Genomic DNA, 24,826 nt, shown 5'->3' with positions numbered 1-24,826 from the left:
TTAGCGGTCCACATCTGACATAACAAAATCGATACTACCCAGATACACAATCAGGTCGGAGACCAGACTGCCGCGGATGGCGGACGGGATCTGCTGCAGGTGCGCAAAGCTCGGCGTACGCACGCGAGTACGGTAGCTCATGGTGCTGCCGTCACTGGTCAGGTAGTAACTGTTAATACCCTTGGTCGCTTCAATCATCTGGAAGGATTCTTGCGCCGGCATGACCGGCCCCCAGGAAACCTGCAGGAAGTGGGTGATCAGGGTTTCGATATGTTGCAGCGTGCGCTCTTTCGGTGGCGGCGTGGTCAGCGGGTGATCCGCCTTGAACGGGCCTTCCGGCATGTTGTTGAGGCACTGCTCAAGGATGCGCAGACTCTGGCGCAGCTCTTCCACTTTCAGCATCACGCGGGTGTAGCAGTCGGAAACGCCGCCGCCCACCGGGACTTCAAAGTCGAAGTTCTCGTAGCCAGAGTAAGGACGGGCTTTACGCACGTCGAAATCAATACCGGTCGCGCGCAGGCCAGCACCTGTTGTCCCCCACTCCAGCGCTTCTTTCGCGCCGTAGGCAGCAACGCCCTGGGAACGGCCTTTCAGAATGGTGTTACGCAGCGCGGCTTTCTCGTAAGAGGCCAGTCGTTTCGGCATCCAGTCGAGGAATTCACGCAGCAGACGGTCCCAGCCGCGCGGCAGATCGTGTGCCACACCGCCGATACGGAACCAGGCCGGGTGCATACGGAAACCGGTAATGGCTTCTACCAGATCGTAGATTTTCTGACGATCGGTAAAGGCGAAGAAGACCGGGGTCATTGCGCCGACGTCCTGAATGAACGTGGAGATGTACAGCAGGTGGCTGTTGATACGGAACAGTTCTGACAGCATGACGCGAATCACGTTAACGCGATCCGGCACGGTAATGCCTGCCAGTTTCTCAACGGCCAGCACGTATGGCATTTCGTTGACGCAGCCGCCGAGGTACTCGATACGGTCAGTATACGGAATGTAGCTGTGCCAGGACTGACGCTCGCCCATCTTCTCAGCACCACGGTGGTGGTAGCCGATGTCTGGCACGCAGTCGACAATCTCTTCGCCGTCGAGCTGAAGAATAATACGGAAAGCACCGTGCGCAGACGGGTGGTTCGGACCGAGGTTGAGGAACATGAAGTCCTCGTTGTCGGTACCGCGCTTCATGCCCCAGTCTTCCGGTTTGAAGGTCAGCGCCTCCATCTCCAGATCCTGCTTGGCTTTGGTCAGCTCAAACGGATCGAATTCGGTAGCACGTGCCGGGTAGTCTTTACGCAGCGGGTGGCCGGTCCAGGTCTGCGGCATCATGATGCGCGTCAGGTGTGGGTGGCCGTCGAAGGTCATCCCGAACATTTCCCAGGTTTCACGCTCGTACCAGTTGGCGTTCGGGAAAAGTTTGGTGATCGTCGGCAGATGCATGTCGTTTTCAGACAATGCCACCTTGAGCATGATATCCGTATTACGGTCTATTGAGATCAGGTGGTAGAAAACGGAAAAATCCGCAGCAGGGAGACCCTGGCGGTGCGTTCTGAGACGTTCGTCCATGCCGTGTAAGTCAAACAGCATGACGTATGGTTTTGGCAATTTCTTGAGGAAATCGACAACTTCCAGCAATTGTTCACGCTTCACCCAAACAACGGGTACCCCGGTGCGGGTAGCCTGAACAGTAAAGGCATCCGGCCCAAAACGGTTGCGCAGTTCGCCAATGACTGGGTCATCCAGATGATCCCGGGTCTGCCAGGCGGCTTCTTGCGCGGTTAAGTCGGTCATATTGTTCACCATTGCAAATGGTCCGTGGTGACTGTTGAGCCTGGCTTCGCGCTATTTGAGTAGTGATATGCGAAGGTGTTCTCCAGGCCTACAGGCGCAAATTAAATTTCGTCAGGCGTACGCAGATTGGTGACGGCAATACGTTCACCACGTTTACGCTCGCGCTCAGACTGCATGTTCGCGCGATACACACCCTGATCGCCAACGACCCACGACAGTGGGCGACGTTCTTTACCGATGGACTCCTGCAGCAGCATCAGCGCCTGCATGTAGGCTTCCGGACGAGGCGGACAACCCGGGATGTACACATCCACTGGGATAAATTTATCTACGCCCTGTACGACGGAATAGATGTCGTACATACCGCCAGAGTTAGCACATGCGCCCATGGAGATAACCCATTTTGGCTCCAGCATCTGGTCATAAAGACGCTGAATAACAGGTGCCATCTTGGTAAAGCAGGTACCGGCCACCACCATCAGGTCAGCCTGACGTGGGGAAGCACGCAGTACCTCTGCCCCAAAACGCGCAACGTCATGCACCGCAGTGAATGACGTCACCATTTCAACGTAGCAGCAAGAAAGGCCAAAGTTGTAAGGCCAGATGGAGTTCTTACGACCCCAGTTGACCATATCGTGCATGGCATGTTCGAGTTTGCCCATGTACACGCTTTTATTGACTTCTTGCTCCAGGGGGTCGGTTACGATCTCCTGTTTTTGCAGGGGGTAACGGTCATTCTCACCGTTAGGATCTATGCGGGTGAGCGTATAATCCATCTTATTGCCTCGCTGTTACTGCTGACGATTAGAGATACTGTTTTCCGGGTTGATGTGTTCACGACGTGAACGCGCAGGCGTCCAGTCAAGCGCGCCAATACGCACCAGATAAACCAGACCGGCCAGTAGCACTAAAATGAAAATTGCGGCCTCGACAAAGCCCACCCAACCACTTTCGCGAATGGAGGTAGACCATGCGAAGAGGTAAAGCGCTTCCACGTCGAAGATGACGAAGAACATGGCTACCAGGTAAAACTTGGCAGACAGGCGTAAGCGAGCGGTACCTACTGAATCAATACCTGATTCGAAAGGTGTGTTTTTGTGCCTTGCACGGGCGCGACCGCCCAGGAACCAGCCGCCGACTAACATCAGGCAGCACAGGCCAATGGCTACAATAAGAAAGATTGCGAATGCCCAGTGATGAGCGATGACTTCTGTGGATGTTGACATACTCATTGCTTACTCATCAAAAGTGATACCAACGACACTGCTCTTGCTGGCAGATGGGCATCACATCGATTCATGGGGAGGAACAAATAACCTTACACTAACTGTCAGAAATGAGACGTAGACAGCAAAATGATGGGGTTTTTTACTCCTTTCTATAACCTATTGTCAACTTTAACAAAGGTTTCTTCACATTAAATTACATCGAGCGATTCTCATTAACATTTGGTGCCCTTTAACCCTGGTGGGTACATGACTTTCCGTCAAATGTATGTTGTTGAATCGTGTCCGTTTCGGAAGTAAAAAAAATAACCCTCCTATTTTGACAGGATTTGCCAACGATTCCTCCCCCCAAATAGGAGTATTTTCTTGATCTGCGACACGCTTTTGTTAATTCAACCTGGAAAACGGCAACATATTTCCTGTTTTTTTAACATAGGGGGGATATGGATGAAGTTAGAACGGAAAACGGATGAGTTTTAATCAAAAGCATTTAGCTTATTGATAAATAGAGGGTATCCCGTAAATCCACGCGGCATACGCGGGTATTATTGCTAAAAAAAAGCCACTGCATGTGAAAATCACACGAGTGGCTTTTTTTTACACTTACATTTTGTTACCAGAATTTTGAGCTGGCGATCACTCAAAATCCCCTTCAACGATCAGGGAATCATCCCCCCCTTCGGAGGTAACGCGCTCGAACTGCCACGGGTTATGGTAGTTTTCCATCGCCTCGAACACCACCTTTGCCAGCTCGTTATGGCTGGACGAATTATGGCAGAGCAGATATTCCGTATCCGGCAGCGCAGGCAGGCCATCGGATTTTCCCAGAACGCGCAGATCGGGGCTCATCATTTCTACCGGACGGGCGGTAACACCCAGACCGGCTTTCACGGCGGCACGCACCGCTGGCAGCGTGGACGCCACATACGCCAGACGCCACGGAATATTGGCCTCATTCAGCGCCGTCAGCACCATATCGCGGAACGGGCTCGGGTCATCCAGTAACACCAGCGGCACCGGCTCGCCTTTTTGCAGCACGTATTCGGCCGCGCAATACCAGTGCGTAGGTGATGTACGCAGCGTCAGGCAATCAAACTGCCCGGGACGATGCGTGGTGACCACCAGGTCGACTTTATTCTCATTTAACATCTCAACCATAAAAGCATTACGCTTTACGCTAACGTCCAGCGCAAGCTTCGGATAAACCGAACTGATGCGATTGAGAAGAAACGGCAATATAGTATCCGCCGACTCATCAGATGCACCTAACGTTAGCACGCCCTGAAGGTTGCTAAACATTAATGACATACATGCTTCATCATTAAAGCGAAGAATTTTCCTGGCATAACCCAGAAGCTGAATACCGTGTTCCGTTAAGAGCTTATTACGCCCGTGACGGGCAAATAGCTCTTTACCCACCAGTTGCTCCAGCCGCTGCATTTGCTGGCTGACGGCGGACTGAGTTCGGCAAACGGCGGCAGCAGCTGCTGCAAAAGTGTTGAGATCGGCGACCGCAACAAACGTTCTCAGCAGATCGAGGTCGAGATTCATTATCGGACGATTTGCATTTATCATATCTATTCACTTTCAGGTTGCTCGTGCGGAGCTGCCCGGGTTGAAGCTGTGTGTGTACAGTTAAGCAATTCCCTCTGAAGATTTTCCCTCGCATCCCGGCCCGGCAGACTGCCTGACAGATAGTTATTGTGCTGCTTTATATCAACAGTCAGAAAGCACGTTTCATGACGTTATTTTTATTCTCTTAAACGTTCAGGATATTTAGATGTTCGCAGGTTTATGTAAATTACATTAAAGGTATAACACCTTTTCTGCCATCTGTATCGCAGCGCTGTCAACGTAGCAGGAGATGTGCGACACATTCCAGCCAGAGATAACTCTAACAATAACAATCAATTAATTCAGAAAACCAGTGTCAGATATACAAAAAACGTGCATCTGTCCTCTGCTTTCCTTGAAGACATCTTAACCCAAATCCACTTTATTTATAAGTCTTATTGCAATATTAAGGATTAAAGAAGAATGTTAAGCTTCTAAACTAATTTTATTAAAATTAACTAAAGTTGCATTTTATAGGTTAATAATAAATAAATTTTAATTTAGATTAAGACTATTCATTAATGGCACTTAACATTAATTTCACATGAGTAACTTTTATCCACAGTATGCTATTACAGAAACAGGCATCAAGCATTCAGGTTTTACGAAAAGTCACTCAGGGTGATTGCCACCTCTGTCCAGCTTACCACTTATTTTTAACAGCACATTATACAGTATTTTGGCAAATGGATAGCACATTTAACCTAACCTCTCGCTAAGCGCGCAACTTTAAGACAGTGAAAAAGTGTACGCGCAGCGAAAAAGATTCATCAATAATTTGCTCCGGGCACAAAATCTTCTCCTGCACACCCTTCAAAACGAAGCGAGGGGGGAGTACATTATTCCGTGCTGACTTCCACGGCAGGGAGCGGCAATAATAGCGAAAAGGTTAAAGGTTCATGTCCCCTATCGAAAAATCCAGCAAGCTAGATAACGTCTGTTATGACATCCGCGGCCCGGTTCTGAAAGAGGCAAAACGCCTTGAAGAAGAAGGCAACAAGGTTCTGAAACTCAACATTGGTAACCCTGCGCCATTTGGTTTTGAAGCGCCGGATGAAATTCTGGTTGATGTGATCCGCAACCTTCCGACTGCACAAGGCTATTGCGATTCAAAAGGACTTTACTCCGCACGTAAAGCCATTATGCAGCACTACCAGGCACGCGGTATGCGTGATGTTACCGTTGAAGATATCTATATCGGCAACGGCGTCTCCGAACTGATTGTGCAGGCAATGCAGGCCCTGCTGAACAGCGGGGACGAAATGCTGGTACCCGCGCCGGACTATCCGCTGTGGACGGCTGCCGTATCACTGTCCAGCGGTAAAGCAGTGCATTATCTGTGCGACGAATCCTCTGACTGGTTCCCGGACCTGGATGATATACGCGCAAAAATTACGCCCCGCACGCGCGGTATCGTCATTATTAACCCCAACAACCCGACGGGCGCGGTTTACTCAAAAGAGCTGCTGATGGAGATCGTCGAGCTGGCCCGCCAGCACAACCTGATCATCTTTGCAGACGAAATTTACGACAAGATCCTCTACGACGCGGCGCAGCACCATTCCATCGCCGCGCTGGCCCCGGACCTGCTGACCGTCACCTTTAACGGCCTGTCCAAAACCTACCGCGTGGCTGGTTTCCGCCAGGGCTGGATGGTGTTAAACGGTCCGAAAAAGCACGCCAAAGGCTATATTGAAGGGCTGGAAATGCTGGCCTCCATGCGTTTATGCGCCAACGTGCCGGCGCAGCACGCGATCCAGACCGCGCTCGGCGGCTATCAGAGCATTAGCGAGTTTATCGTGCCCGGTGGACGCCTGTACGAACAGCGTAACCGCGCGTGGGAGCTGATTAACGATATTCCGGGTGTCTCCTGCGTGAAGCCGAACGGGGCGCTCTATATGTTCCCGAAAATTGACGCAAAGCGTTTCAATATCCACGACGACCAGAAAATGGTGCTCGATTTCCTGCTGCAGGAAAAAGTGCTGCTGGTTCAGGGCACGGCGTTTAACTGGCCGTGGCCGGATCACGTGCGTATCGTGACGCTGCCGCGCGAAGATGACCTGGAAATGGCCATCAGCCGTTTCGGCCGCTTCCTCTCCGGATACCATCAGTAACGTTGCCTTTCTGCCGGGTGGCGCTGCGCTCACCCGGCCTGCAAAATCCTCAAATTTGCATCTTGCCTCCCCTCCCCGCACAATGAACGCCTGTCGCAGTGAAGACAAAAGGTAACCTATGAGTCAGAGTCATTTCTTTGCCCACCTCTCCCGCCTGAAACTCATCAACCGCTGGCCGCTGATGCGCAATGTCCGTACGGAAAATGTGTCAGAGCACAGTCTGCAGGTTGCGATGGTCGCTCACGCGCTGGCCGCGATTAAAAATCGCAAATTCAACGGTCAGGTTAATCCAGAGCGCATCGCCCTGCTGGCGATGTACCACGATGCGTCAGAAGTGCTCACCGGCGACCTGCCTACGCCGGTGAAATATTTCAACTCGCAAATTGCGCAGGAATATAAGGCCATTGAGAAAATTGCCCAGCAGAAGCTGATTGAGATGGTGCCCGAAGAGCTTCGTGATATTTTCGAGCCGCTTATCAACGAGCATCAGTACACGGAAGATGAAAAGTCGCTGGTTAAACAGGCCGACGCGCTGTGTGCCTATCTGAAGTGTCTCGAAGAGCTGTCCGCAGGGAATAACGAATTCTTGCTGGCGAAAACGCGCCTGGAAAAAACGCTGGAATCCCGCCGCAGCGAAGAGATGGATTACTTTATGCAGGTGTTTGTACCGAGCTTCCATTTATCGCTGGATGAGATCAGCCAGGATTCGCCACTCTGATTTACGCCCAGCGGCGCTGCGCTGGCAGGGCCTGCTGGCTTGTTGGCCGGGTAGGCGCAGCCGCCACCCGGCAAAATGCTCAGAACGGAAACAGGACCGGTATCAATACCACGCACACCACCATCACCAGCACGGTGAACGGCACGCCCAGCTTCACGAAATCGCTGAACCGGTAGTTCCCCGGTCCCAGCACCAGCGTGTTTACCGGTGAAGAGACCGGCGTCATAAACGCCGCGGAAGCGGCCATCGTCACCATCATCGCAAACGGATACGGCGATACGCCCATGGACTTCGCCATCGCCAGGGCGATAGGTGCCATCAGTACCGCCGTCGCGGTGTTCGAGATAAACAGGCCGATGGTGGCGCACATGATAAACAGGCAGACCATCATCATGTACGGCCCATACCCGCCGCCCACGTCCATTAAGCCTTTAACGATCAGGTCTACCCCGCCGGTTTTTTGCAGCGCCAGGGCGAAGGGCATCATCCCGACAATGAGAATGATGCTCGGCCAGTGAATGGCCTTATAGGCGCTTTCGGCGTCAATGCAGCGGAATTTACCCATCAACAGGCAGGCGATGATTGCGGCGACCGGATTGGGGATCTCATCGGTCAGCATCAGCGCCACCATCAATACCAGGCAAAAAATCGCATGGGGCGCCTGGCTGTGGGCCGGGGAGGCGTCGCTCTCCTCAACGGGCATGTTGAGCACCACAAAATCACGCCCTTTTTGCCCGAGCTGGCTAATCAGCTTCCAGTTACCGACGACGAGAAAAATATCGCCCAGCAGGATCGGCTCATCCACCACCGCCCCTTCCATCGCCACGCCATCGCGCTTCAGCCCCACGACGTTCAGGCCATAGCGGGTACGGAACCCCATCTCCCGCACGGTTTTGCCCAACAGTTCCGACTCCGGGATCAGCGACACCTCGGCCATGCCGACATCCAGCGCCTGATCGGAGAAATACTCCCCGCGCAGCACCATCGGCTCCAGCAGCTGTTCGCTGCAAAACTCGCGCAGGTCCACATCCGCGGTGGACATATCAATCAGCAGGACGTCACGCGCGCGGAATTCCGACACCCCGTTGACGTTGACGATCACCCGGCGAAACCGTCGCCAGCGCTCTACGCCGATCACGTTCGCGCCATAGCGCTCACGCAGCTTCAGGTCATCCAGCCGCTGCCCCACCATCGGCGAGCCGGGCCGGATCGCCAGACGGCGCGCGCGCCCGGTAAGGCGGTACTCTTTAATCAGATCGCGGAAGGTGCGTCGCTTCCATCCTTCTTTATTTTTGTCCTGTTTTTCACCTTTCAGGGCAAAACGGGTCAGCAACATGTAGACCACGCCCATGACCAGAATGACCAGCCCAAGCGGGGTGACGCTGAAAAAGCTAAAGCCCTCAAATCCTTCCCGGATCAGTTCGCTGTTGACCACTAGGTTCGGCGGCGTGGCCACCAGGGTCATCATGCCGCTGATAAGCCCGGCAAAGCTCAGGGGCATCATCAGGCGCGACGGCGAGCTCTGCATCCGCATGGAGACGCTCAGCACCACCGGGATAAAGATGGCGACCACGCCCGTGGAGCTCATAAACGCCCCCAGCCCGGCGACGGTCACCATCAGGTAGATCAGCATCTTGGTTTCGCTACTGCCCGCCACTTTTACCAGCCACGCACCCATAATGGTCGCTACGCCGGTGCGCACCAGACCATCTCCGATGATAAACAGGGCGGCAATCAGGATAACGTTGGGATCGCTAAATCCGGAGAACGCTTCCGGCAGCGTCAGCGTTCCGCTGAGCACAAATGCGACGATAACAAACAGGGCGACGGCGTCCATGCGTACCTTGCCCGTGGCAAAAAGAATGATGGCGATTAAAAGCAGGCTCAGGACCCAAATCAGTTCACCGTTCACAACCTATCCTTGTCAGTGGAAGATGAGAAATTTTGCCATAAAAAAGCCCCAGCAATGTGGGGCCATATCATGGGGTTACATTTTTAGCGAGACGGTTACAACTCCGTCAGAGGCTTTTGAAACAGACAGTGCCGTCAGTGAATCCAGCACCAGGTCTGCCTCGTCCAGGCGGGGAGATTCCGCCGGAACGTTAACGGCGATGACGTGGCTTCCTGCGTTCAGCCCGGCCAGTACGCCAGCCGCCGCATCTTCGACCACCACGCACTCTGCAGGGTCCAGGCCCAGCAGTTCAGCGCCCAGTAAAAATGCGTCAGGCTCCGGTTTACCCCGCTTCACGCGCTCCGCCGTGATAAACACGTCCGGCGTCGGCAATCCTGCAGCCTTGTGCCGGGCGTGGGCCACCGGCACGGAACCGGAGGTGACGATAGCCCACGGGATCTGCGCCTCGTTCAGATGCTCAAGCAGTTCGCGCGCGCCCGGTAACGCGGTGATGCCGTCCGTATCGGTGGCTTCAATGTGTTCCAGGTACTTGAACTCCGCCTGAATGTCGTCCTCAGAGCGTCCGGCCAGGAAGTGCCGTAGCGAGGTGATGGCCTGTTTGCCATGGATAAAATTCAGCACGTCCTGATGGTCGATGCCATGTCTGTCAGCCCAATGGCACCAGGAACGTTCCACAACCGGCAGCGAGTCCACCAGCGTACCGTCCAGATCAAACAGAAAACCTCTACACTGCACACGCACCTCCGTCAGGCATTAATGATTTGTTGAATTTCGTTGCTGCTTAAATGGTACTGACGCGGGCAGGCGTGCCACGCGCTCAGCATACGCTGATATTTATCCCACATCGGGGTCTGCGCGTTGAAGCCGTGGGTGCCCGCGTCAAAGTGGGTATAACGTCCTTCCGTATTCACCATGAAGCGCACATAGCTGAGATAACGCGCTTCCGTTGCGGCATCAAAACCTAAGAAGGTCACGCGGCGCTCGTCAATGGACTGCTGATCTTTGAGATTCGTCCAGGACACATGCAGGGCGTGATACATCTCCATAATGTCGATCACGATGCGACAGGTTTCTTCTTTCAGCTCGCCAAACTCGCGGTCCAGTTCGCGCATTTGTAGACCAAAGCCGCGTTCGACGATGGTTTGCAGGCGGCTGTAGCGCGCAGCGTTATCGGGATCAAGCATAGTCATCATCTTGTACTGGTTAGACAAAATCAGACGTTGGGCATGGGTCATTTCCATCTTTCGACTCCTGTAGCGCATTGCACTTAAAAAAAAGACACGGTAACTGATTGTTACTGTGCCCTCTTTTCTTGGTCGTTTCGATGATCAATCACAAGTCATCGAGGAATGTTTTATCCAGTTGCTTAAATGCACGCTTTAACGTGTCCGCCAGCGCCTGGTAATCCGGCTTGCCTTCCACCGGGGCGAGCGCCTGCCCGGCCTCTTCCAGTTTACCGCGCACTTCATAAAACCAGTGTAAAATAGAAGGGGGAAGTGGCGTGATGGACCGTTTACCTAACCACCACAGGCCCTGCATTGGCAGGCTTAATGCGAAGAGTGCCGTGGCGACGGCAGGGCCAAGCTGTCCACCGAGCGCAATCTGCCAGCACAGCGTAAAGATAGCGACAGGCGGCATAAAGCGAATCGCATAGCGCGTGGCGCGGATGGTGCGATTCTCAATAAACATCGGCGCAAGGCGCTTTTCCATCGGCCACGTCTTTGCGTAATGCTGTCCCCGACGAAACAGGCTAAAGAAATTAACGGACGGGTTCTCTGGTGTCGACATGGCTGTACCTCAACTTCACATATAAAAATTAAAATTTTCGTGCAAAACCACAACAAGCTATGACAACGTTCAAAATATTTTGTCATCACTACCCCGTATCGGGTATCCTGTGCCAGCCTGATAGGGCCTCAGACGAGAATCATTAGCTCGTCAAATTATTGCATATTATGCCATTGGCTGAAAATTGTGCAAAATGGCATAAAATCATAGTTATTTCTTCCATCATGCCACAATGTTCGTTTGGCATGATGTTAATCATAAATGTCCGGGTCATCATGCGTTACGCTGTTAGACTCACTGACGTTTTTTTAGCCACGTATCAATAATAGGTACTTCCATGTCGAGTAAGTTAGTACTGGTTCTGAACTGCGGTAGCTCCTCACTGAAATTCGCCATCATCGATGCGCTCAACGGTGACGAATACCTCTCTGGTTTGGCCGAATGTTTCCATCTGCCTGAAGCACGTATCAAGTGGAAGATGGACGGCAGCAAACAAGAAGCGGCTTTAGGTGCAGGCGCCGCTCACAGTGAAGCGCTGAACTTTATCGTTAACACTATTCTGGCACAAAAACCAGAACTGTCTGCTCAGCTGACTGCGATTGGTCACCGTATCGTCCACGGCGGCGAAAAATACACCAGCTCCGTGGTGATCGACGACTCTGTGATCCAGGGCATCAAAGACTCTGCCTCTTTCGCCCCGCTGCACAACCCGGCTCACCTGATCGGTATCGCTGAAGCGCTGAAATCCTTCCCGAATCTGAAAGACAAAAACGTGGCCGTATTCGACACCGCGTTCCATCAGACCATGCCGGAAGAGTCTTACCTCTATGCCCTGCCATACAGCCTGTACAAAGAGCACGGCGTACGTCGTTACGGCGCGCACGGCACCAGCCACTTCTATGTGACTCAGGAAGCGGCAAAAGTGCTGAACAAGCCGGTTGAAGAACTGAACATCATCACCTGCCACCTGGGCAATGGTGGTTCTGTATCGGCTATCCGCAATGGTAAATGTGTTGATACGTCCATGGGTCTGACCCCGCTGGAAGGTCTGGTGATGGGTACCCGTTCCGGTGACATCGACCCGGCGATCATCTTCCACCTGCACGACACCCTGGGCATGAGCGTTGACCAGATCAACAAAATGCTGACCAAAGAGTCTGGCCTGCTGGGTCTGACCGAAGTCACCAGCGACTGCCGTTACGTTGAAGACAACTACGCAGAGAAAGAAGACGCTAAACGTGCAATGGACGTTTACTGCCACCGTCTGGCGAAATACATCGGCTCTTACACTGCGCTGATGGAAGGCCGTCTGGACGCGGTTATCTTCACCGGTGGTATCGGTGAGAACGCGGCAATGGTTCGTGAACTGTCCCTGGGCAAACTGGGCGTTCTGGGCTTCGACGTTGATCACGAGCGTAACCTGGCTGCCCGCTTCGGCAAGTCTGGCTTCATCAACAAAGAAGGCACCCGCCCTGCTCTCGTTATCCCAACTAACGAAGAACTGGTCATCGCGCAAGACGCGCACCGCCTGACTGCCTGATTCCACACCGCCAGCAATGCTGGCGGTGCTGTTTTGTAACCCGCCCGATTTGGGCGGTAACGAAAGAGGATAAACCGTGTCCCGTACTATTATGCTGATCCCTACCGGAACCAGCGTCGGCCTGACCAGCGTCAGCCTTGGCGTTATCCGTGCTATGGAACGCAAAGGCGTTCGTCTGAGCGTCTTTAAGCCAATCGCCCAGCCACGTGCCGGTGGCGATGCACCAGACCAGACCACCACCATCGTTCGCAAGAACTCCAATCTGCCGGCGGCTGAACCGCTGAAGATGAGCCACGTTGAGTCTCTGCTCTCCAGCAACCAGAAAGACGTGCTGATGGAAGAGATCATCGCCAACTACCATTCTAACGCGCAAGACGCGGAAGTGGTGCTGGTTGAAGGTCTGGTTCCAACCCGCAAACACCAGTTTGCCCAGTCTCTGAACTTCGAAATCGCGAAAACCCTGAACGCAGAGATCGTTTTCGTGATGTCTCAGGGCACTGACACCCCGGAACAGCTGAACGAGCGTATCGAACTGACGCGCAGCAGCTTCGGCGGCGCGAAAAATACCAACATCACCGGCGTGATCGTCAACAAGCTGAACGCGCCAGTGGATGAGCAGGGCCGTACTCGCCCTGACCTGTCCGAGATCTTCGACGACTCGTCCAAAGCGAAAGTCATCAAAGTTGACCCGGCTAAGCTGCAGGAATCCAGCCCGCTTCCGGTTCTGGGCGCGGTGCCATGGAGCTTCGATCTGATTGCCACCCGTGCAATCGACATGGCGCGTCACCTGAACGCGACCGTGATTAACGAAGGCGACATTAACACCCGTCGCGTGAAGTCCGTGACCTTCTGTGCGCGTAGCATTCCGCACATGCTGGAACACTTCCGCGCAGGTTCCCTGCTGGTGACCTCCGCAGACCGTCCTGACGTGCTGGTTGCAGCCTGCCTGGCCGCAATGAACGGCGTGGAAATCGGTGCGATCCTGCTGACCGGTGCCTACGAGATGGACCCACGCGTCAGCAAGCTGTGCGAACGCGCGTTCGCTACCGGCCTGCCGGTCTTTATGGTGAACACCAACACCTGGCAGACCTCCCTGAGCCTGCAGAGCTTCAACCTGGAAGTGCCGGTTGATGACCACGAGCGTATCGAGAAAGTACAGGAATACGTTGCGGGCTACATCAACGCAGACTGGATCGAATCCCTGACCGCGACCTCCGAGCGCAGCCGCCGTCTGTCTCCTCCAGCCTTCCGTTACCAGCTGACCGAGCTGGCGCGTAAAGCGGGCAAACGCGTTGTTCTGCCAGAAGGCGACGAACCACGTACCGTTAAAGCGGCGGCTATCTGTGCAGAGCGCGGCATCGCGACCTGTGTGCTGCTGGGTAACCCGGATGAGATCAACCGCGTAGCGGCCTCTCAGGGCGTTGAGCTGGGCGCTGGCATCGAAATCGTTGACCCGGAAGTGGTTCGCGAAAGCTACGTCGCCCGTCTGGTTGAGCTGCGTAAGAGCAAGGGCATGACCGAAGCCGTTGCGCGTGAGCAGCTGGAAGACAACGTGGTGCTGGGCACGCTGATGCTGGAGCAGGACGAAGTTGACGGTCTGGTTTCCGGTGCGGTTCACACCACGGCGAACACCATCCGTCCACCGCTGCAGCTGATCAAAACCGCGCCAGGCAGCTCTCTGGTGTCTTCCGTGTTCTTCATGCTGCTGCCTGAACAGGTTTACGTTTACGGCGACTGCGCGATCAACCCGGATCCAACCGCAGAGCAGCTGGCAGAGATCGCTATCCAGTCCGCAGACTCCGCGACCGCTTTCGGTATCGAGCCGCGCGTGGCGATGCTCTCCTACTCCACCGGCACATCTGGTGCAGGTAGCGACGTAGAGAAAGTGCGTGAAGCGACCCGTATTGCGCAGGAAAAACGCCCTGATCTGATGATCGACGGCCCGCTGCAGTACGATGCCGCAGTCATGGCTGACGTTGCAAAATCCAAAGCGCCGAACTCTCCGGTTGCAGGTCGCGCTACCGTGTTCATCTTCCCGGATCTGAACACCGGTAACACCACCTACAAAGCGGTACAGCGTTCTGCCGACCTGATCTCCATCGGGCCAATGCTGCAGGGCATGCGCAAACCTGTGAACGACCTGTCTCGTGGCGCACTGGTAGACGATATCGTTTACACCATCGCGCTGACAGCGATCCAGTCTTCGCAGCAGCAGTAATGTATTGCCGGATGGCGCTTCGCTTATCCGGCCTACAAAACCGTAGGCCCGGTAAGCGCTAGCGCCACCGGGCAACAAAAAGGCGACCACTTAACCGGTCGCCTTTTTTATTTACAGCAGCTCGCGCGCCGCCGATACAATGTCATGTGCCGTCAGGCCATACTCTTTCTGCAGGAAATCCTGCGTTCCCACCTGGCCGTAACGCTCCTTGACCCCGACCCGCCGCATCGGCACCGGACAGGTTTCCACCAGCACTTCTGCCACCGCCGACCCCAGCCCGTTGTGAATGCTGTGGTTTTCACAGGTCACGATGCGCCCGGTTTTCTCGGCGTAGTTTTTCACCAGCATCCGGTCGATGGGCTTCAGGGTAAACATGTCGATGACCGCCGCGCTGACGCCCTCCTGCTCAAGCTGCCGCGCCGCCTCAAGGGCTTCTGCAACCATGATGCCGTTGGCAATCAGCGTGATATCACTGCCTTCGCGCAGCACGTTACCTTTTCCAATGGTGAAGGTGGAGCCCGGCGCATACACGCTCGGCGCCTGCTTACGAATGGTCCGCACCCAGTAGAAGCCGTCGAGATCGATAAGCTGGCGCAGCACGTCCTCAAACATCACCGCATCGGTGACTTCCAGCACCACCGAATGCGCCAGCCCGCGCACAATGCCCATATCCTCAAACGACATATGCGTTCCGCCGTTGTGGCAGGCCGTCACGCCCGCGTCTGAGGCAATCACCTTCACGTTGTTGCGCTGATAGTCGAGGGACATAAACAACTGGTCAAAGCAGCGGCGGCTGGCAAAGGCGGTGAAGGTGTGAACGAACGGCTTGCGGCCGGTAAGCGACAGCCCGGCTGCCGTGCCGATGACGTTAGCTTCCATAATGCCGCAGTTAATCACGTGCTGCGGATAATCGCGCGCCACGCCGTCCATCGCCATCGAGCTCATCAGGTCGGCTTCAAGCGCAATGATGTCGCTTCCGGCCTCAATCTGCTTTGCCACGAAGCCCGCGTAAACTTTACGCATCTCAACGGCGTCTTTCTGTCCTGCCGGTGCAACCTTAATCATGTGAAGCCTCCAGTTGGCGAATCGTCTCGTTGAGGGCCGCTTTGCTCTCTGCGGTCAATCGCAGGTGGTGCGAGTTGCTGAGCTGTTCCAGGTACGGCACACCCTGCCCCTTAATGCTATCGAGGATGACGACTAACGGACGCGCATCGGCAGCCGGGACCCGCGACGTCACCGCCAGCAGCGCCGGAATGTCGTCCCCCTTGACCGTCACCACGTCAAAGCCAAAGGCGCGGAATTTGCCCTCGAGGTCGAACGCGCAGATGATCTCATCCAGCTCGCCGTCGAGCTGCTGTTTGTTCCAGTCGACAAACACCGTCAGGTTGTTCAGGCGATGGTGGGCAATAAACTGGAACGCTTCCCAGCACTGACCCTCGTTCAGCTCGCCGTCGCCGACGATGCAGAAGACCCGATTCGGCCGCCCTGCCAGCCTGTGCGACAGCGCCATGCCGCCGGCGATGGAAATCCCCTGTCCCAGCGAACCGGTGGTAGCATCTACGCCGCGCGTTTTCAGACGGTCCGGGTGGCTCGGCAGGCGCGTCCCGTTCTGGTTGAGCGTGCTCAGCTCTTCTATCGGAAAGTAGCCCTTGATCGCCAGGGTGCTGTAGAGCGCGGGGCCCGCATGGCCTTTTGACAGCACAAAATAGTCTCGCTCCGGCCAGTCCGGGTCCGCCGGGTCGATTTTCATCACCGCGCCGTACAGCACGGCCAGGGTTTCAACCACCGACATGCTGCCCCCGTAGTGGCCAAAGCCCAGCTGCGTCAGGGATTTCAGCGTCTCCAGGCGGATCTGACGCGCGAGTTCGGTTATCTCTTTCTCATTCATGATTTGGCTCCGGTGTTTTCCTGCGCGTTACCGCCCGCAGGTTTGTTTTTCGCGAAGACGTTGTACGCCACCAGCAGCGCGAACAGCGCCACGACCAGCCCGGTGATGGCCAGCGGCGACAGGAAGCGCGCCAGGTTGCCGAGCACAATCCCAACCGCGCCGAAGTCGGCGTCAGAGAAGGTGGTGTTGGCAAAGCCAATGGCGCCCAGTACCGGCAGCAGCAGGACCGGCAGGAAGGTAATCAGCAGGCCGTTGGCAAAGGCGCCAATCATCGCCCCGCGACGTCCGCCGGTGGCGTTACCGAACACGCCCGCGGTTGCGCCGGTGAAGAAGTGCGGCACCACGCCCGGGAGGATCAGCACCCAGCTAAACTGACCGCAGATGAACAACCCCACAATCCCGCCGAGGAAGCTGAACAGGAAGCCAATCAGCACCGCGTTAGGTGCATAGGGATACACCACCGGGCAGTCCAGCGCAGGACGCGCGTTCGGCACCAGTTTTTCCGAGAAGCCGGTAAAAGCCGGGACGATTTCCGCCAGAATCAGGCGTACGCCCTGAAGGATGATGAACACGCCCGCCGCGAAAGTGATAGCCATGATGATGGCGTACACGAGGTAGTTCTGACCGGCGCTGAAGGTGGCCTCGACGTACTCGCGCCCGGCGCTCACCGCCATAATCAGGTAGATAATCATCATGGTCAGGGAGATGGAGATTGAGCTGTCGCGCAGGAAGCTCAGGTTCTTCGGCAGGTTCATCTCTTCGGTTGAGCGGGAACCTTTACCTACCTTGCTGCCAATCCAGCCGGACAGCACGTAGCCCAGCGTGCCGAAGTGGCCGAAGGCAATCTCATCGTTGCCGGTAATGCGCTTCATGTAGCGCTGCGCAATCGCCGGGAAGAAAGCCATGATCAGGCCGAGGATCAGCGACCCGGTAAAGACCAGCCCTACGCCTTCAAAGCCCGCCACCGTCAGGATCACGCCAATCATGCACGCCATATAAAACGTATGGTGTCCTGTCAGGAAGATATACTTCAGGCGGGTAAAGCGGGCGACGATAATATTCGCCACCATCCCGAAGGCCATAATCAGCGCGGTCGCTGCACCGTATTTTTCGAGCGCAATGGACACAATGGCTTCATTGTTTGGAATAATGCCCTGAATAGTAAAAGCGTGTTCAAACATGCCGCCTAACGGATTTAACGATCCGACCAGCACGGTGGCACCACCGCCCAGTACAATAAAGCCGAGAATCGTTTTAATTGTGCCTTTTACGACATCTGAAAAAGATTTTTTCTGCGCAACCAGACCGATTAACGCAATTAACCCCACCAGCACCGAAGGGACTTTTAAAATATCGACAACGAAATTCAGCGTTTCAAGGATAAACATATCCACCTCGCCTTATCAGGGTTATTGTCTTTCGAACCAGGCGCGCAGCTGCGCTTCAAGTTCGTTGATGTCGATGATGTTGTTGATCACCACCAGCTGGCTCTCCGGTACGCTGGCGCTGGCCGCAATGTCTTTTGCCATCACGAACAGATCGGCGGCGCCCGGCGTCGCCGAGGAGAGATCGGAGTGTTCAACCTCAGCCTCAATCTCCAGCTTTTTGAGCACCTTTTTAATATTCATTTCGACCATAAAACTGCTGCCCAGGCCAGAACCGCAAATAGCCATGATTTTCATTGTTGTCCCCTTATTTTGAGTAGAGTACGCCCCATCACGCTGACGCGTAATGTAGTGAAAAACCGGATTACAGAATTAAATCAGAAGCGGTTAATAATTTTTTTAATTTCCTCCAGGGTATTCGCCTGATGCAGTTTCTCCATCTCCTCGTCGCTGGAAAATAATTCTGCGAGTGCGGATATCATTTCGATATGGCTATGTTTGTCAGGTGCCGCGAGCATGATAATCACATCGACAGGGTCAAACTCACCGGCACCAAACGAGACGCCCTGTTTTAGTTTTAATAACGACAACCCCAGTCCTTTGGCGCCTTCCTCCGGCCGCGCATGCGGCATCGCCAGCCCTGGTGCCAGCACATAATAAGGTCCTAACGTGTGGTGCTGCTTGATGATGGCCGTGACGTATTCAGGCTCAATCACCTGCAAATCCAGCAGCGGCTTGGCGCACAGCTTCAGCGCCTGCGGCCAGTCTTCCACGCTCTCCTGCAGCGTGATGGTTGTATCATATATCCATTTTTTGAGCACTTTTCACTCCCGCCACACGTTTAAGATGAGCAAACTTTATTCAACGCATCGCGGATTGACTGCGATCGCGATCACAAAGATAGCGCTACCAATCGTTAACATGCAGAAATGTGATAGCGCTATCAAATTGCAATCACGTTGCTAAATCACAGCAAAAAAGGGATTTAAGGCGTATACTGCCTGTCACGTGAAACGAAGGAAAAAAAGAACGCGTCTGGTCAGCAGGAAGGTGTATGTCTCTAACCCGAAAACGGCGCAGTACTGGTAAAGTGACACTCGTCGATGTCGCACAGCTTGCCGGTGTGGGCACGATGACCGTGTCCCGTGCGCTTCGCACGCCCGAACAGGTTTCCGATAAACTACGAGAAAAAATAGAAGCCGCGGTACAAGAGTTAGGCTATATGCCCAATCTTGCAGCCAGTGCGCTGGCTTCGGCCTCGTCATGGACAATAGCCATGGTGGTGCCCAACCTCTCCGAAGCCGGCTGCTCGGAGATGTTCGCCGGGCTACAGCAGGTGCTGCAGCCTGCCGGATATCAGATCATGCTGGCAGAATCCCAGCATCGTCTTGAGCAGGAGGAGAAGTTGCTGGAGACGCTGCTGGCGTCAAATATCGCCGCAGCGATTTTGCTCAGCGTTGAACATACCGACACCGTTCGCCACTGGCTGAAAAACGCCTCGATTCCGGTGATGGAGATGGGCGCCATGCGCGCCGATCCGATTGATATGAACATCGGGATTGATAACGTGGCGGCCATGTTTGAGCTCACGGAAATGGTGATTAAGCGCGGCTATCAAAACATTGGCCTGCTGTGCGCCAACCAGGAGCAGTGGATTTTCCAGCAGCATCTGCAGGGCTGGTATAAAGCCATGCTTCGCCACCATATGTCGCCTAACCGGGTCATTAACGCGGCGATGCCGCCGAGCTTCTCGACCGGCGCGGCGCAGCTGCCCGAATTCCTGCTGGCATGGCCTGAGCTGGATGCGCTGGTGTGCGTCTCTGACGAGCTGGCCTGCGGCGCGCTGTACGAGTGCCAGCGCAGGCGAATCAAAGTGCCGGACGATCTGGCAGTGGTAGGGTTTGGCGATAGCGACGTGAGCCGCGTCTGTCAGCCGCCGCTGACGACCATGGCGGTGCCACATCGTAAGATTGGGATCGAAGCCGGGAAAGCGCTACTGGAGAGCCTGAATGGCGGAGACTGGCGCGATCAAAAGCCCATCGCGTCCAGCCTGTGTCTGAGAGAGAGCTGCTGACGCTTACTCAGCCTCTTCCTCTTTTTCTGATTTGGTCGATTCGTTTTTGGCGTTGCGGGTCATCCACAGCGCCAGCGCTTTTAACGAATCCGGCGTGAACTCGTCGCAGCGCGCGGTGATCTCTTCCGGCGTCATCCAGCTGACTTCACTCACTTCTTCTTCCTGCAGGGCGAACGGGCCGTGGGAGACGCAGCTAAACAGCCCGCCCCAGACGCGGCAGTTCTCGTCTTCGAAATAGAACTGACCGTGCTCGGCAAACGGCACGCCGGCGATGCCTAACTCCTCTTCCGCTTCACGACGCGCAGAATCCAGCAGCACTTCATCCGCCTGGACGACGCCGCCTGCAGTGGCATCCAGCATACCCGGGAGAAAATCTTTGGTGTCCGTGCGGCGCTGAACCAGAATTTTACCCATACCGTCATGCACAACGATATATGTCGCACGGTGACGCAGGCGCTCCGCACGCATTTGCTCGCGGCTGGCCTGCGCGATCACTTCATTCTCTTCGTTGACAATGTCAACCCACTCTGTACTTGCCAAATGACTCTGCTCCACCATCGGGAAACCTTCTTTTCTAAGCGCTCTTTCGGCGCGTTTGCAGTTGAGGTGTAACTTACGGATTAATCGCTACCTGCGCAATAACTTGCTGATCATTAAGTGCGATAACGCTCAGGGTATTTCCCTCCAGCATGCCGTAGCTCGCAGGATACCCGCCTTTTGGGATGCTGACCGAGCCCGGATTAAAGTGATAAATCTCACCGCGTTTTTCCGCAACCGGAATATGAGTATGACCGTAAACCAGGACATCGCCAGCCGCGAGGGCCGGGAGATTATCCGGGCTGAAAAGATGCCCGTGGGTCAGGAACAGACGGTGTTGTTCGAGCAGCACCTGCTGCCACGGCGCGGTAATGGGAAAATGCAGCAGCATCTGGTCCACTTCGCTGTCACAGTTGCCGCGAACGGCGATGATGCGCGAGGCATACGGGTTGAGTTTTTCCGCGACCTGCGCAGGGTCATAGCCTTCCGGCAGCGCGTTGCGTGGGCCGTGATTCAACACGTCACCCAGAATAATCAGCCACTGCGCACCGCTTTTCTCAAACAGAGAAAGGACACGCTCGGTCGCGGGCAGCGATCCATGGATATCCGACGCAAACATCAGTTTCATCAGTCACTCCTCGGGAAAACAGACTGCCCCCATCATACCTGAAGCGTCAGGGCTTATCAGCCCGCGCGCTTAGCCGAGAGTGCCACATAGCGCTGCACGGAGGCACGCTGCCACTGGAACGCGGCATAATCCACCAGCAGCTGCGGCACCTCGTCACCGTTGAGGATCAGGCGGTTTAGCATCAACGCCAGATCGGCATCCGCAATGCACCACTCGCCGAACAGGTTTGGGTTGCCATGGGCGAGCAGTAAGGAGGCGGTTTCAATCAGCTTCTGCGCGCTTTCCTGGCCTTCTGCGCTGAGGGCGGGCTTTTTCACCCCGGCAAACACGACGTCCGTGGAGCGTTCAACGCGAATCGGCACCAGATCGCTGCGCAGCCACGCCTGGATCTGCCGCGCCCGGGCGCGCTTTTGCAGATCGTGAGGATAGATACGCTCCCACTCCGGGGGGGCGAACCGATCTTCCAGATATTCATCGATCGCCGACGATTCGCTCAGGGCAAATCCGTCAATCTCCAGCACCGGCACGCGACGGGTCAGGTCGTAACCCTGCCACTGCGGCTTGAGATGTTCACCGCCGTCGAGATCAACGGTCTTCAGGGTAAAAGCGAGTCCTTTTTCGGCCAGCGCAACGTAAACGCTCATGACATAGGGAGAAAAGAAGTTCGCATCGGACCACAACGTGATGACGGGCTGGTTCATAACATCCTCATAGGCTGATCGGTTTTTACTCAACATATAATCTCTTGGCCTCGCTGTCACTTGATGAAAACTCACGATTTACAACAACCACCTATACTCATTTGTCATGGCACCACTATTCGCATGGACAGGAGTTGAGAATGATCGACCTTTATTATGCCCCTACCCCAAACGGCCATAAGATCACCCTCTTTCTTGAAGAAGCCGAGCTGGATTACAGGATCATTCGCGTGGATATCAGCAAAGGCGAGCAGTTCAGCCCTCTCTTTCTGGCTATCTCGCCGAATAATAAAATCCCGGCCATCATTGATAACCAGCCGGCGGACGGGGGCAGACCGTTGAGCCTGTTTGAATCCGGTGAAATTTTGCTCTACCTGGCGGAGAAAACCGGCAAGCTGCTGAGCGGCGAACTGCGCGAGCGCCACCATACGCTGCAATGGCTTTTCTGGCAGGCAAGCGGGCTGGGCCCCATGCTGGGACAAAATCATCATTTTACCGCTTACGCCCCGCAACCCATTCCTTACGCGATAGAACGCTATCAGGTTGAGACGCAGCGGCTCTATGGCGTTCTGAACCGTCGGCTGGAGAAAACGCCGTGGCTCGGCGGCGATCATTACAGTATTGCCGACATCGCCTGCTGGCCGTGGGTGAATACGCATGAAAAACACCGAATTGACCTGGCCGCTTACCCGGCGGTGAACAACTGGTTTGAGCGCATCCGGACCCGCCCGGCGACCGAGCGAGCGATGCAAAAAATCCAGCAAATTTAACCCGGTATGAGGCTGGGTGCCTGTGAGGCTCTCATGTATTATGGGCAGGAAATACTGACACGGAGAAGACCTGCAATGTCACAGCCAGACGCCATTATTCGTATAAAAAATTTACGCCTGCGTACCTTCATCGGTATCAAAGAGGAAGAGATCGCCAACCGTCAGGATATTGTTATTAACGTGGTGATTCACTACCCCGCAGACAAAGCGCGAGCCAGCGAAGACATCAATGACGCGCTGAACTACCGCACAATCACCAAGAACATAATCCAGTTTGTGGAGAATAACCGTTTCTCTCTGCTGGAAAAATTAACTCAGGATGTGCTCGATATCGCACGCGAACATCACTGGGTCACTTATGCTGAAGTTGAGATCGATAAACTTCACGCCCTGCGTTACGCCGACTCCGTCTCTATGACGTTAAGCTGGAAACGCCAGGCGTAAACCTGGAGGTTGTATGAAGATTTTGCTGACCGGCGGTACTGGCCTGATTGGTCGTCACCTCATTGCGCGTCTGCAGGCCTTGCACCACGACATCACCGTGGTCACGCGCAGCCCGGAAAAAGCGCGTCAGGTGCTAGGGGCAGGTGTTGATATCTGGAAAAATCTGGCCGAGCAGCAAAATCTGGACGGTTTCGACGCCGTTATTAACCTCGCGGGAGAACCCATCGCCGATAAGCGCTGGACGGAAGAGCAAAAACAGCTGTTATGCAGCAGCCGGTGGAACATTACCGAAAAGCTGGTCGAGCTGATCCGCAACAGCCATACGCCGCCCTCCGTGCTGATTTCGGGTTCCGCAGTAGGCTATTACGGCGATCTTGGCGAGGTGGTGGTGACCGAGGAAGAGCCTCCCCATAACGAGTTCACCCATAAGCTCTGCGCCCAGTGGGAGCGTATTGCCTGCGCGGCGCAGAGCGATCGGACCCGCGTCTGCCTGCTGCGGACAGGTGTCGTCCTCGCGCCGAAAGGTGGCATTCTGGCGAAGATGCTTCCCCCTTTCAGGCTAGGACTCGGTGGCCCCATCGGTAATGGCCGTCAGTATATGGCCTGGATCCATATCGACGATATGGTCAACGGGATTCTCTGGCTGCTGGATAACGATCTGCGCGGGCCGTTTAACATGGTTGCGCCGTATCCGGTGCGAAATGAACAGTTTGCCCACGCGCTGGGACATGCCCTGCACCGCCCGGCGATATTGCGCGTGCCTGCGACGGCGATTCGGCTGCTGATGGGTGAAGCGTCTGTTCTGGTTCTGGGCGGACAGAGAGCGCTGCCAAAACGGCTGGAAGCGGCCGGGTTTGCGTTCCGCTGGTATGAATTAGAAGAGGCGCTGGGGGATGTGGTGCGGTGAATATGGTACATTGACAGGCCATGTTCCGAAGAAATGGCCTAACAATGGTAACCATCACCACACCCCGGCTTCACCTCACCCCTTTCGAACCCTCTGACTGGGCCTTCTTCCGCTCGCTGCGTGAAGATCGCCGCATCATGCGCTATATGGCCGCCATCGCCCCGGAAAAAGAGACCCGACGCGTGTTTGCCGCGCGACTCGCTGCTGCTCATGTGTTTGTCATTCGCGCCCGGGATGATGATACGCCGCTGGGCGATATCGGCCTGCAAATCAGCGCAGAGAATCGTGAAGAGGCGGATATCGGCTATACGGTTGTGCCTGCCGCGCAAGGGAAAGGTATCGCCAGCGAGGCGCTGCGCGCGGTGTGTGATTACGCCTTTAACCAGACCGGCGTGAAGGCGATTAACGCGTACGTGCTGGCGGACAATGGCGGGTCGATACGGGTGCTGGAGAAAGCCGGGTTTGTGCGTATGCAGGTACTGGAAAAGGCGTATGAGATTGACGGCGTGCGCTATGACGACTGGGTGTACCGGCTGGAGTGTAGTGCGGCCTGAATGCCGGGCGGCACTGC

The 24,826-nt window shown here is 55.1% G+C and carries 25 protein-coding genes; 9 read left to right on the top strand and 16 right to left on the bottom strand.

What is annotated here, in order from left to right; translation table 11 throughout:
• From nuoC to lrhA, 4 genes are all read right to left on the bottom strand, one after another.
• Positions 1-1,803 (bottom strand): NADH-quinone oxidoreductase subunit C/D, encoded by a 1,803-nt coding sequence (gene nuoC / locus FHC48_RS12540; protein WP_008500207.1) that lies wholly within the window; start codon positions 1,801-1,803, stop codon positions 1-3.
• An 89-nt stretch (positions 1,804-1,892) separates the two neighbouring features.
• Positions 1,893-2,567 carry an NADH-quinone oxidoreductase subunit NuoB gene (gene nuoB / locus FHC48_RS12535; protein ID WP_003861482.1) on the bottom strand — a complete coding sequence of 225 codons (675 nt, stop codon included), beginning with the start codon at positions 2,565-2,567 and terminating at the stop codon, positions 1,893-1,895.
• Positions 2,568-2,582: 15 nt separating this feature from the next.
• Entirely contained in the window at positions 2,583-3,023 is a 441-nt protein-coding gene (gene nuoA, locus FHC48_RS12530; protein WP_006176516.1) for an NADH-quinone oxidoreductase subunit NuoA, read from the bottom strand.
• A 630-nt stretch (positions 3,024-3,653) separates the two neighbouring features.
• Positions 3,654-4,592, bottom strand: a complete 939-nt coding sequence (gene lrhA, locus FHC48_RS12525) for a transcriptional regulator LrhA (protein ID WP_021241557.1) — start codon at positions 4,590-4,592, stop codon at positions 3,654-3,656.
• A gap of 938 nt (positions 4,593-5,530) precedes the next feature.
• Between lrhA and alaA the strand changes: the two genes are divergently transcribed.
• Positions 5,531-6,745, top strand: a complete 1,215-nt coding sequence (alaA, locus tag FHC48_RS12520) for an alanine transaminase AlaA (protein WP_008500204.1) — start codon at positions 5,531-5,533, stop codon at positions 6,743-6,745.
• Positions 6,746-6,863: 118 nt separating this feature from the next.
• Positions 6,864-7,463: a 5'-deoxynucleotidase gene (yfbR, locus tag FHC48_RS12515; RefSeq protein WP_008503531.1), complete on the top strand. Its 600-nt coding sequence runs from the start codon at positions 6,864-6,866 to the stop codon at positions 7,461-7,463.
• 79 nt (positions 7,464-7,542) lie between these two features.
• Here the strand turns inward: yfbR and FHC48_RS12510 are convergent, their stop codons facing one another.
• The 4 genes from FHC48_RS12510 to yfbV form a co-directional block, all read right to left on the bottom strand.
• Positions 7,543-9,375, bottom strand: a complete 1,833-nt coding sequence (locus FHC48_RS12510; RefSeq protein ID WP_059365200.1) for an SLC13 family permease — start codon at positions 9,373-9,375, stop codon at positions 7,543-7,545.
• Positions 9,376-9,450: 75 nt separating this feature from the next.
• The gene (locus FHC48_RS12505) at positions 9,451-10,110 is read right to left on the bottom strand and encodes a sugar phosphatase (RefSeq protein ID WP_039266783.1); all 660 of its coding nucleotides are present in this window, start codon (positions 10,108-10,110) and stop codon (positions 9,451-9,453) included.
• An 11-nt stretch (positions 10,111-10,121) separates the two neighbouring features.
• Positions 10,122-10,616: a YfbU family protein gene (locus FHC48_RS12500; protein WP_008502874.1), complete on the bottom strand. Its 495-nt coding sequence runs from the start codon at positions 10,614-10,616 to the stop codon at positions 10,122-10,124.
• A gap of 91 nt (positions 10,617-10,707) precedes the next feature.
• Complete coding sequence (gene yfbV / locus FHC48_RS12495) at positions 10,708-11,163, bottom strand: terminus macrodomain insulation protein YfbV (RefSeq protein ID WP_008502875.1); 456 nt, start codon at positions 11,161-11,163, stop codon at positions 10,708-10,710.
• 337 nt (positions 11,164-11,500) lie between these two features.
• Here yfbV and ackA point away from each other — a divergent pair, with 337 nt between their 5' ends.
• On the top strand, positions 11,501-12,703 hold the full coding sequence (gene ackA, locus FHC48_RS12490; protein WP_008502876.1) for an acetate kinase: 1,203 nt from the start codon (positions 11,501-11,503) through the stop codon (positions 12,701-12,703).
• Positions 12,704-12,779: 76 nt separating this feature from the next.
• Positions 12,780-14,921 carry a phosphate acetyltransferase gene (gene pta / locus FHC48_RS12485; protein ID WP_220420534.1) on the top strand — a complete coding sequence of 714 codons (2,142 nt, stop codon included), beginning with the start codon at positions 12,780-12,782 and terminating at the stop codon, positions 14,919-14,921.
• Between the two features lie 111 nt (positions 14,922-15,032).
• Here the strand turns inward: pta and FHC48_RS12480 are convergent, their stop codons facing one another.
• From FHC48_RS12480 to FHC48_RS12460, 5 genes are all read right to left on the bottom strand, one after another.
• Positions 15,033-15,986, bottom strand: a complete 954-nt coding sequence (locus tag FHC48_RS12480; RefSeq protein WP_023294123.1) for a transketolase family protein — start codon at positions 15,984-15,986, stop codon at positions 15,033-15,035.
• A complete protein-coding gene (locus tag FHC48_RS12475; RefSeq protein WP_032663153.1) occupies positions 15,979-16,809 on the bottom strand; it encodes a transketolase in 831 nt (276 codons plus the stop codon). Before FHC48_RS12475 ends, FHC48_RS12480 begins: the two co-directional genes overlap by 8 nt.
• Positions 16,806-18,197 carry a PTS ascorbate transporter subunit IIC gene (locus FHC48_RS12470; protein WP_059365199.1) on the bottom strand — a complete coding sequence of 464 codons (1,392 nt, stop codon included), beginning with the start codon at positions 18,195-18,197 and terminating at the stop codon, positions 16,806-16,808. Before FHC48_RS12470 ends, FHC48_RS12475 begins: the two co-directional genes overlap by 4 nt.
• A 21-nt stretch (positions 18,198-18,218) precedes the next feature.
• A complete protein-coding gene (locus FHC48_RS12465; RefSeq protein ID WP_003861447.1) occupies positions 18,219-18,491 on the bottom strand; it encodes a PTS sugar transporter subunit IIB in 273 nt (90 codons plus the stop codon).
• A gap of 80 nt (positions 18,492-18,571) precedes the next feature.
• Entirely contained in the window at positions 18,572-19,015 is a 444-nt protein-coding gene (locus FHC48_RS12460) for a PTS sugar transporter subunit IIA (protein WP_059360725.1), read from the bottom strand.
• Between the two features lie 233 nt (positions 19,016-19,248).
• Here FHC48_RS12460 and FHC48_RS12455 point away from each other — a divergent pair, with 233 nt between their 5' ends.
• Entirely contained in the window at positions 19,249-20,268 is a 1,020-nt protein-coding gene (locus FHC48_RS12455; protein WP_059365198.1) for a LacI family DNA-binding transcriptional regulator, read from the top strand.
• Between the two features lie 3 nt (positions 20,269-20,271).
• On the opposite strand, the gene yfcD is transcribed toward FHC48_RS12455, so the two are convergent.
• From yfcD to yfcF, 3 genes are read right to left on the bottom strand one after another with little or no spacing between them, the layout of a single operon-like run.
• Entirely contained in the window at positions 20,272-20,826 is a 555-nt protein-coding gene (yfcD, locus tag FHC48_RS12450; protein WP_008502582.1) for an NUDIX hydrolase YfcD, read from the bottom strand.
• Between the two features lie 55 nt (positions 20,827-20,881).
• Positions 20,882-21,433, bottom strand: coding sequence for a phosphodiesterase (gene yfcE, locus FHC48_RS12445; protein WP_055321846.1), 552 nt, complete (start codon positions 21,431-21,433; stop codon positions 20,882-20,884).
• Positions 21,434-21,489: 56 nt separating this feature from the next.
• The gene (gene yfcF, locus FHC48_RS12440; RefSeq protein WP_008502584.1) at positions 21,490-22,134 is read right to left on the bottom strand and encodes a glutathione transferase; all 645 of its coding nucleotides are present in this window, start codon (positions 22,132-22,134) and stop codon (positions 21,490-21,492) included.
• A gap of 140 nt (positions 22,135-22,274) precedes the next feature.
• Here yfcF and yfcG point away from each other — a divergent pair, with 140 nt between their 5' ends.
• From yfcG to FHC48_RS12420, 4 genes are all read left to right on the top strand, one after another.
• A complete protein-coding gene (gene yfcG / locus FHC48_RS12435) occupies positions 22,275-22,904 on the top strand; it encodes a GSH-dependent disulfide bond oxidoreductase (RefSeq protein ID WP_059365197.1) in 630 nt (209 codons plus the stop codon).
• A 75-nt stretch (positions 22,905-22,979) separates the two neighbouring features.
• Positions 22,980-23,348 carry a dihydroneopterin triphosphate 2'-epimerase gene (gene folX, locus FHC48_RS12430; protein ID WP_008502586.1) on the top strand — a complete coding sequence of 123 codons (369 nt, stop codon included), beginning with the start codon at positions 22,980-22,982 and terminating at the stop codon, positions 23,346-23,348.
• A 13-nt stretch (positions 23,349-23,361) separates the two neighbouring features.
• Entirely contained in the window at positions 23,362-24,255 is an 894-nt protein-coding gene (locus FHC48_RS12425; RefSeq protein ID WP_008502587.1) for a TIGR01777 family oxidoreductase, read from the top strand.
• A gap of 44 nt (positions 24,256-24,299) precedes the next feature.
• Positions 24,300-24,809 (top strand): GNAT family N-acetyltransferase, encoded by a 510-nt coding sequence (locus FHC48_RS12420; protein ID WP_059362954.1) that lies wholly within the window; start codon positions 24,300-24,302, stop codon positions 24,807-24,809.
• Positions 24,810-24,826: the final 17 nt, after the last annotated feature.

It is taken from the genome of Enterobacter sp. EC_50, assembly GCF_019584525.1.
Lineage (GTDB): Bacteria > Pseudomonadota > Gammaproteobacteria > Enterobacterales > Enterobacteriaceae > Enterobacter > Enterobacter roggenkampii.
The sequence above is the reverse complement of the archived record's forward strand: the minus strand, read 5'-3'. Positions and strand labels throughout refer to the sequence as shown.

What these genes read in the sequence shown, in the direction of transcription:
- ackA (WP_008502876.1), top strand. Translation starts at nt 11,501, where the DNA reads ATGTCGAGTAAGTTAGTACTGGTTCTGAACTGCGGTAGCTCCTCACTG.
- yfbV (WP_008502875.1), bottom strand. Translation starts at nt 11,163, where the DNA reads ATGTCGACACCAGAGAACCCGTCCGTTAATTTCTTTAGCCTGTTTCGT.
- nuoB (WP_003861482.1), bottom strand. Translation starts at nt 2,567, where the DNA reads ATGGATTATACGCTCACCCGCATAGATCCTAACGGTGAGAATGACCGT.
- nuoC (WP_008500207.1), bottom strand. Translation starts at nt 1,803, where the DNA reads ATGGTGAACAATATGACCGACTTAACCGCGCAAGAAGCCGCCTGGCAG.
- nuoA (WP_006176516.1), bottom strand. Translation starts at nt 3,023, where the DNA reads ATGAGTATGTCAACATCCACAGAAGTCATCGCTCATCACTGGGCATTC.
- yfcE (WP_055321846.1), bottom strand. Translation starts at nt 21,433, where the DNA reads ATGAAACTGATGTTTGCGTCGGATATCCATGGATCGCTGCCCGCGACC.
- FHC48_RS12425 (WP_008502587.1), top strand. Translation starts at nt 23,362, where the DNA reads ATGAAGATTTTGCTGACCGGCGGTACTGGCCTGATTGGTCGTCACCTC.
- yfcD (WP_008502582.1), bottom strand. Translation starts at nt 20,826, where the DNA reads ATGGTGGAGCAGAGTCATTTGGCAAGTACAGAGTGGGTTGACATTGTC.
- yfcF (WP_008502584.1), bottom strand. Translation starts at nt 22,134, where the DNA reads ATGAACCAGCCCGTCATCACGTTGTGGTCCGATGCGAACTTCTTTTCT.
- FHC48_RS12480 (WP_023294123.1), bottom strand. Translation starts at nt 15,986, where the DNA reads ATGATTAAGGTTGCACCGGCAGGACAGAAAGACGCCGTTGAGATGCGT.
- FHC48_RS12475 (WP_032663153.1), bottom strand. Translation starts at nt 16,809, where the DNA reads ATGAATGAGAAAGAGATAACCGAACTCGCGCGTCAGATCCGCCTGGAG.
- FHC48_RS12455 (WP_059365198.1), top strand. Translation starts at nt 19,249, where the DNA reads ATGTCTCTAACCCGAAAACGGCGCAGTACTGGTAAAGTGACACTCGTC.
- FHC48_RS12470 (WP_059365199.1), bottom strand. Translation starts at nt 18,197, where the DNA reads ATGTTTATCCTTGAAACGCTGAATTTCGTTGTCGATATTTTAAAAGTC.
- FHC48_RS12500 (WP_008502874.1), bottom strand. Translation starts at nt 10,616, where the DNA reads ATGGAAATGACCCATGCCCAACGTCTGATTTTGTCTAACCAGTACAAG.
- yfbR (WP_008503531.1), top strand. Translation starts at nt 6,864, where the DNA reads ATGAGTCAGAGTCATTTCTTTGCCCACCTCTCCCGCCTGAAACTCATC.
- lrhA (WP_021241557.1), bottom strand. Translation starts at nt 4,592, where the DNA reads ATGATAAATGCAAATCGTCCGATAATGAATCTCGACCTCGATCTGCTG.
- FHC48_RS12420 (WP_059362954.1), top strand. Translation starts at nt 24,300, where the DNA reads ATGGTAACCATCACCACACCCCGGCTTCACCTCACCCCTTTCGAACCC.
- alaA (WP_008500204.1), top strand. Translation starts at nt 5,531, where the DNA reads ATGTCCCCTATCGAAAAATCCAGCAAGCTAGATAACGTCTGTTATGAC.
- FHC48_RS12465 (WP_003861447.1), bottom strand. Translation starts at nt 18,491, where the DNA reads ATGAAAATCATGGCTATTTGCGGTTCTGGCCTGGGCAGCAGTTTTATG.
- folX (WP_008502586.1), top strand. Translation starts at nt 22,980, where the DNA reads ATGTCACAGCCAGACGCCATTATTCGTATAAAAAATTTACGCCTGCGT.
- yfcG (WP_059365197.1), top strand. Translation starts at nt 22,275, where the DNA reads ATGATCGACCTTTATTATGCCCCTACCCCAAACGGCCATAAGATCACC.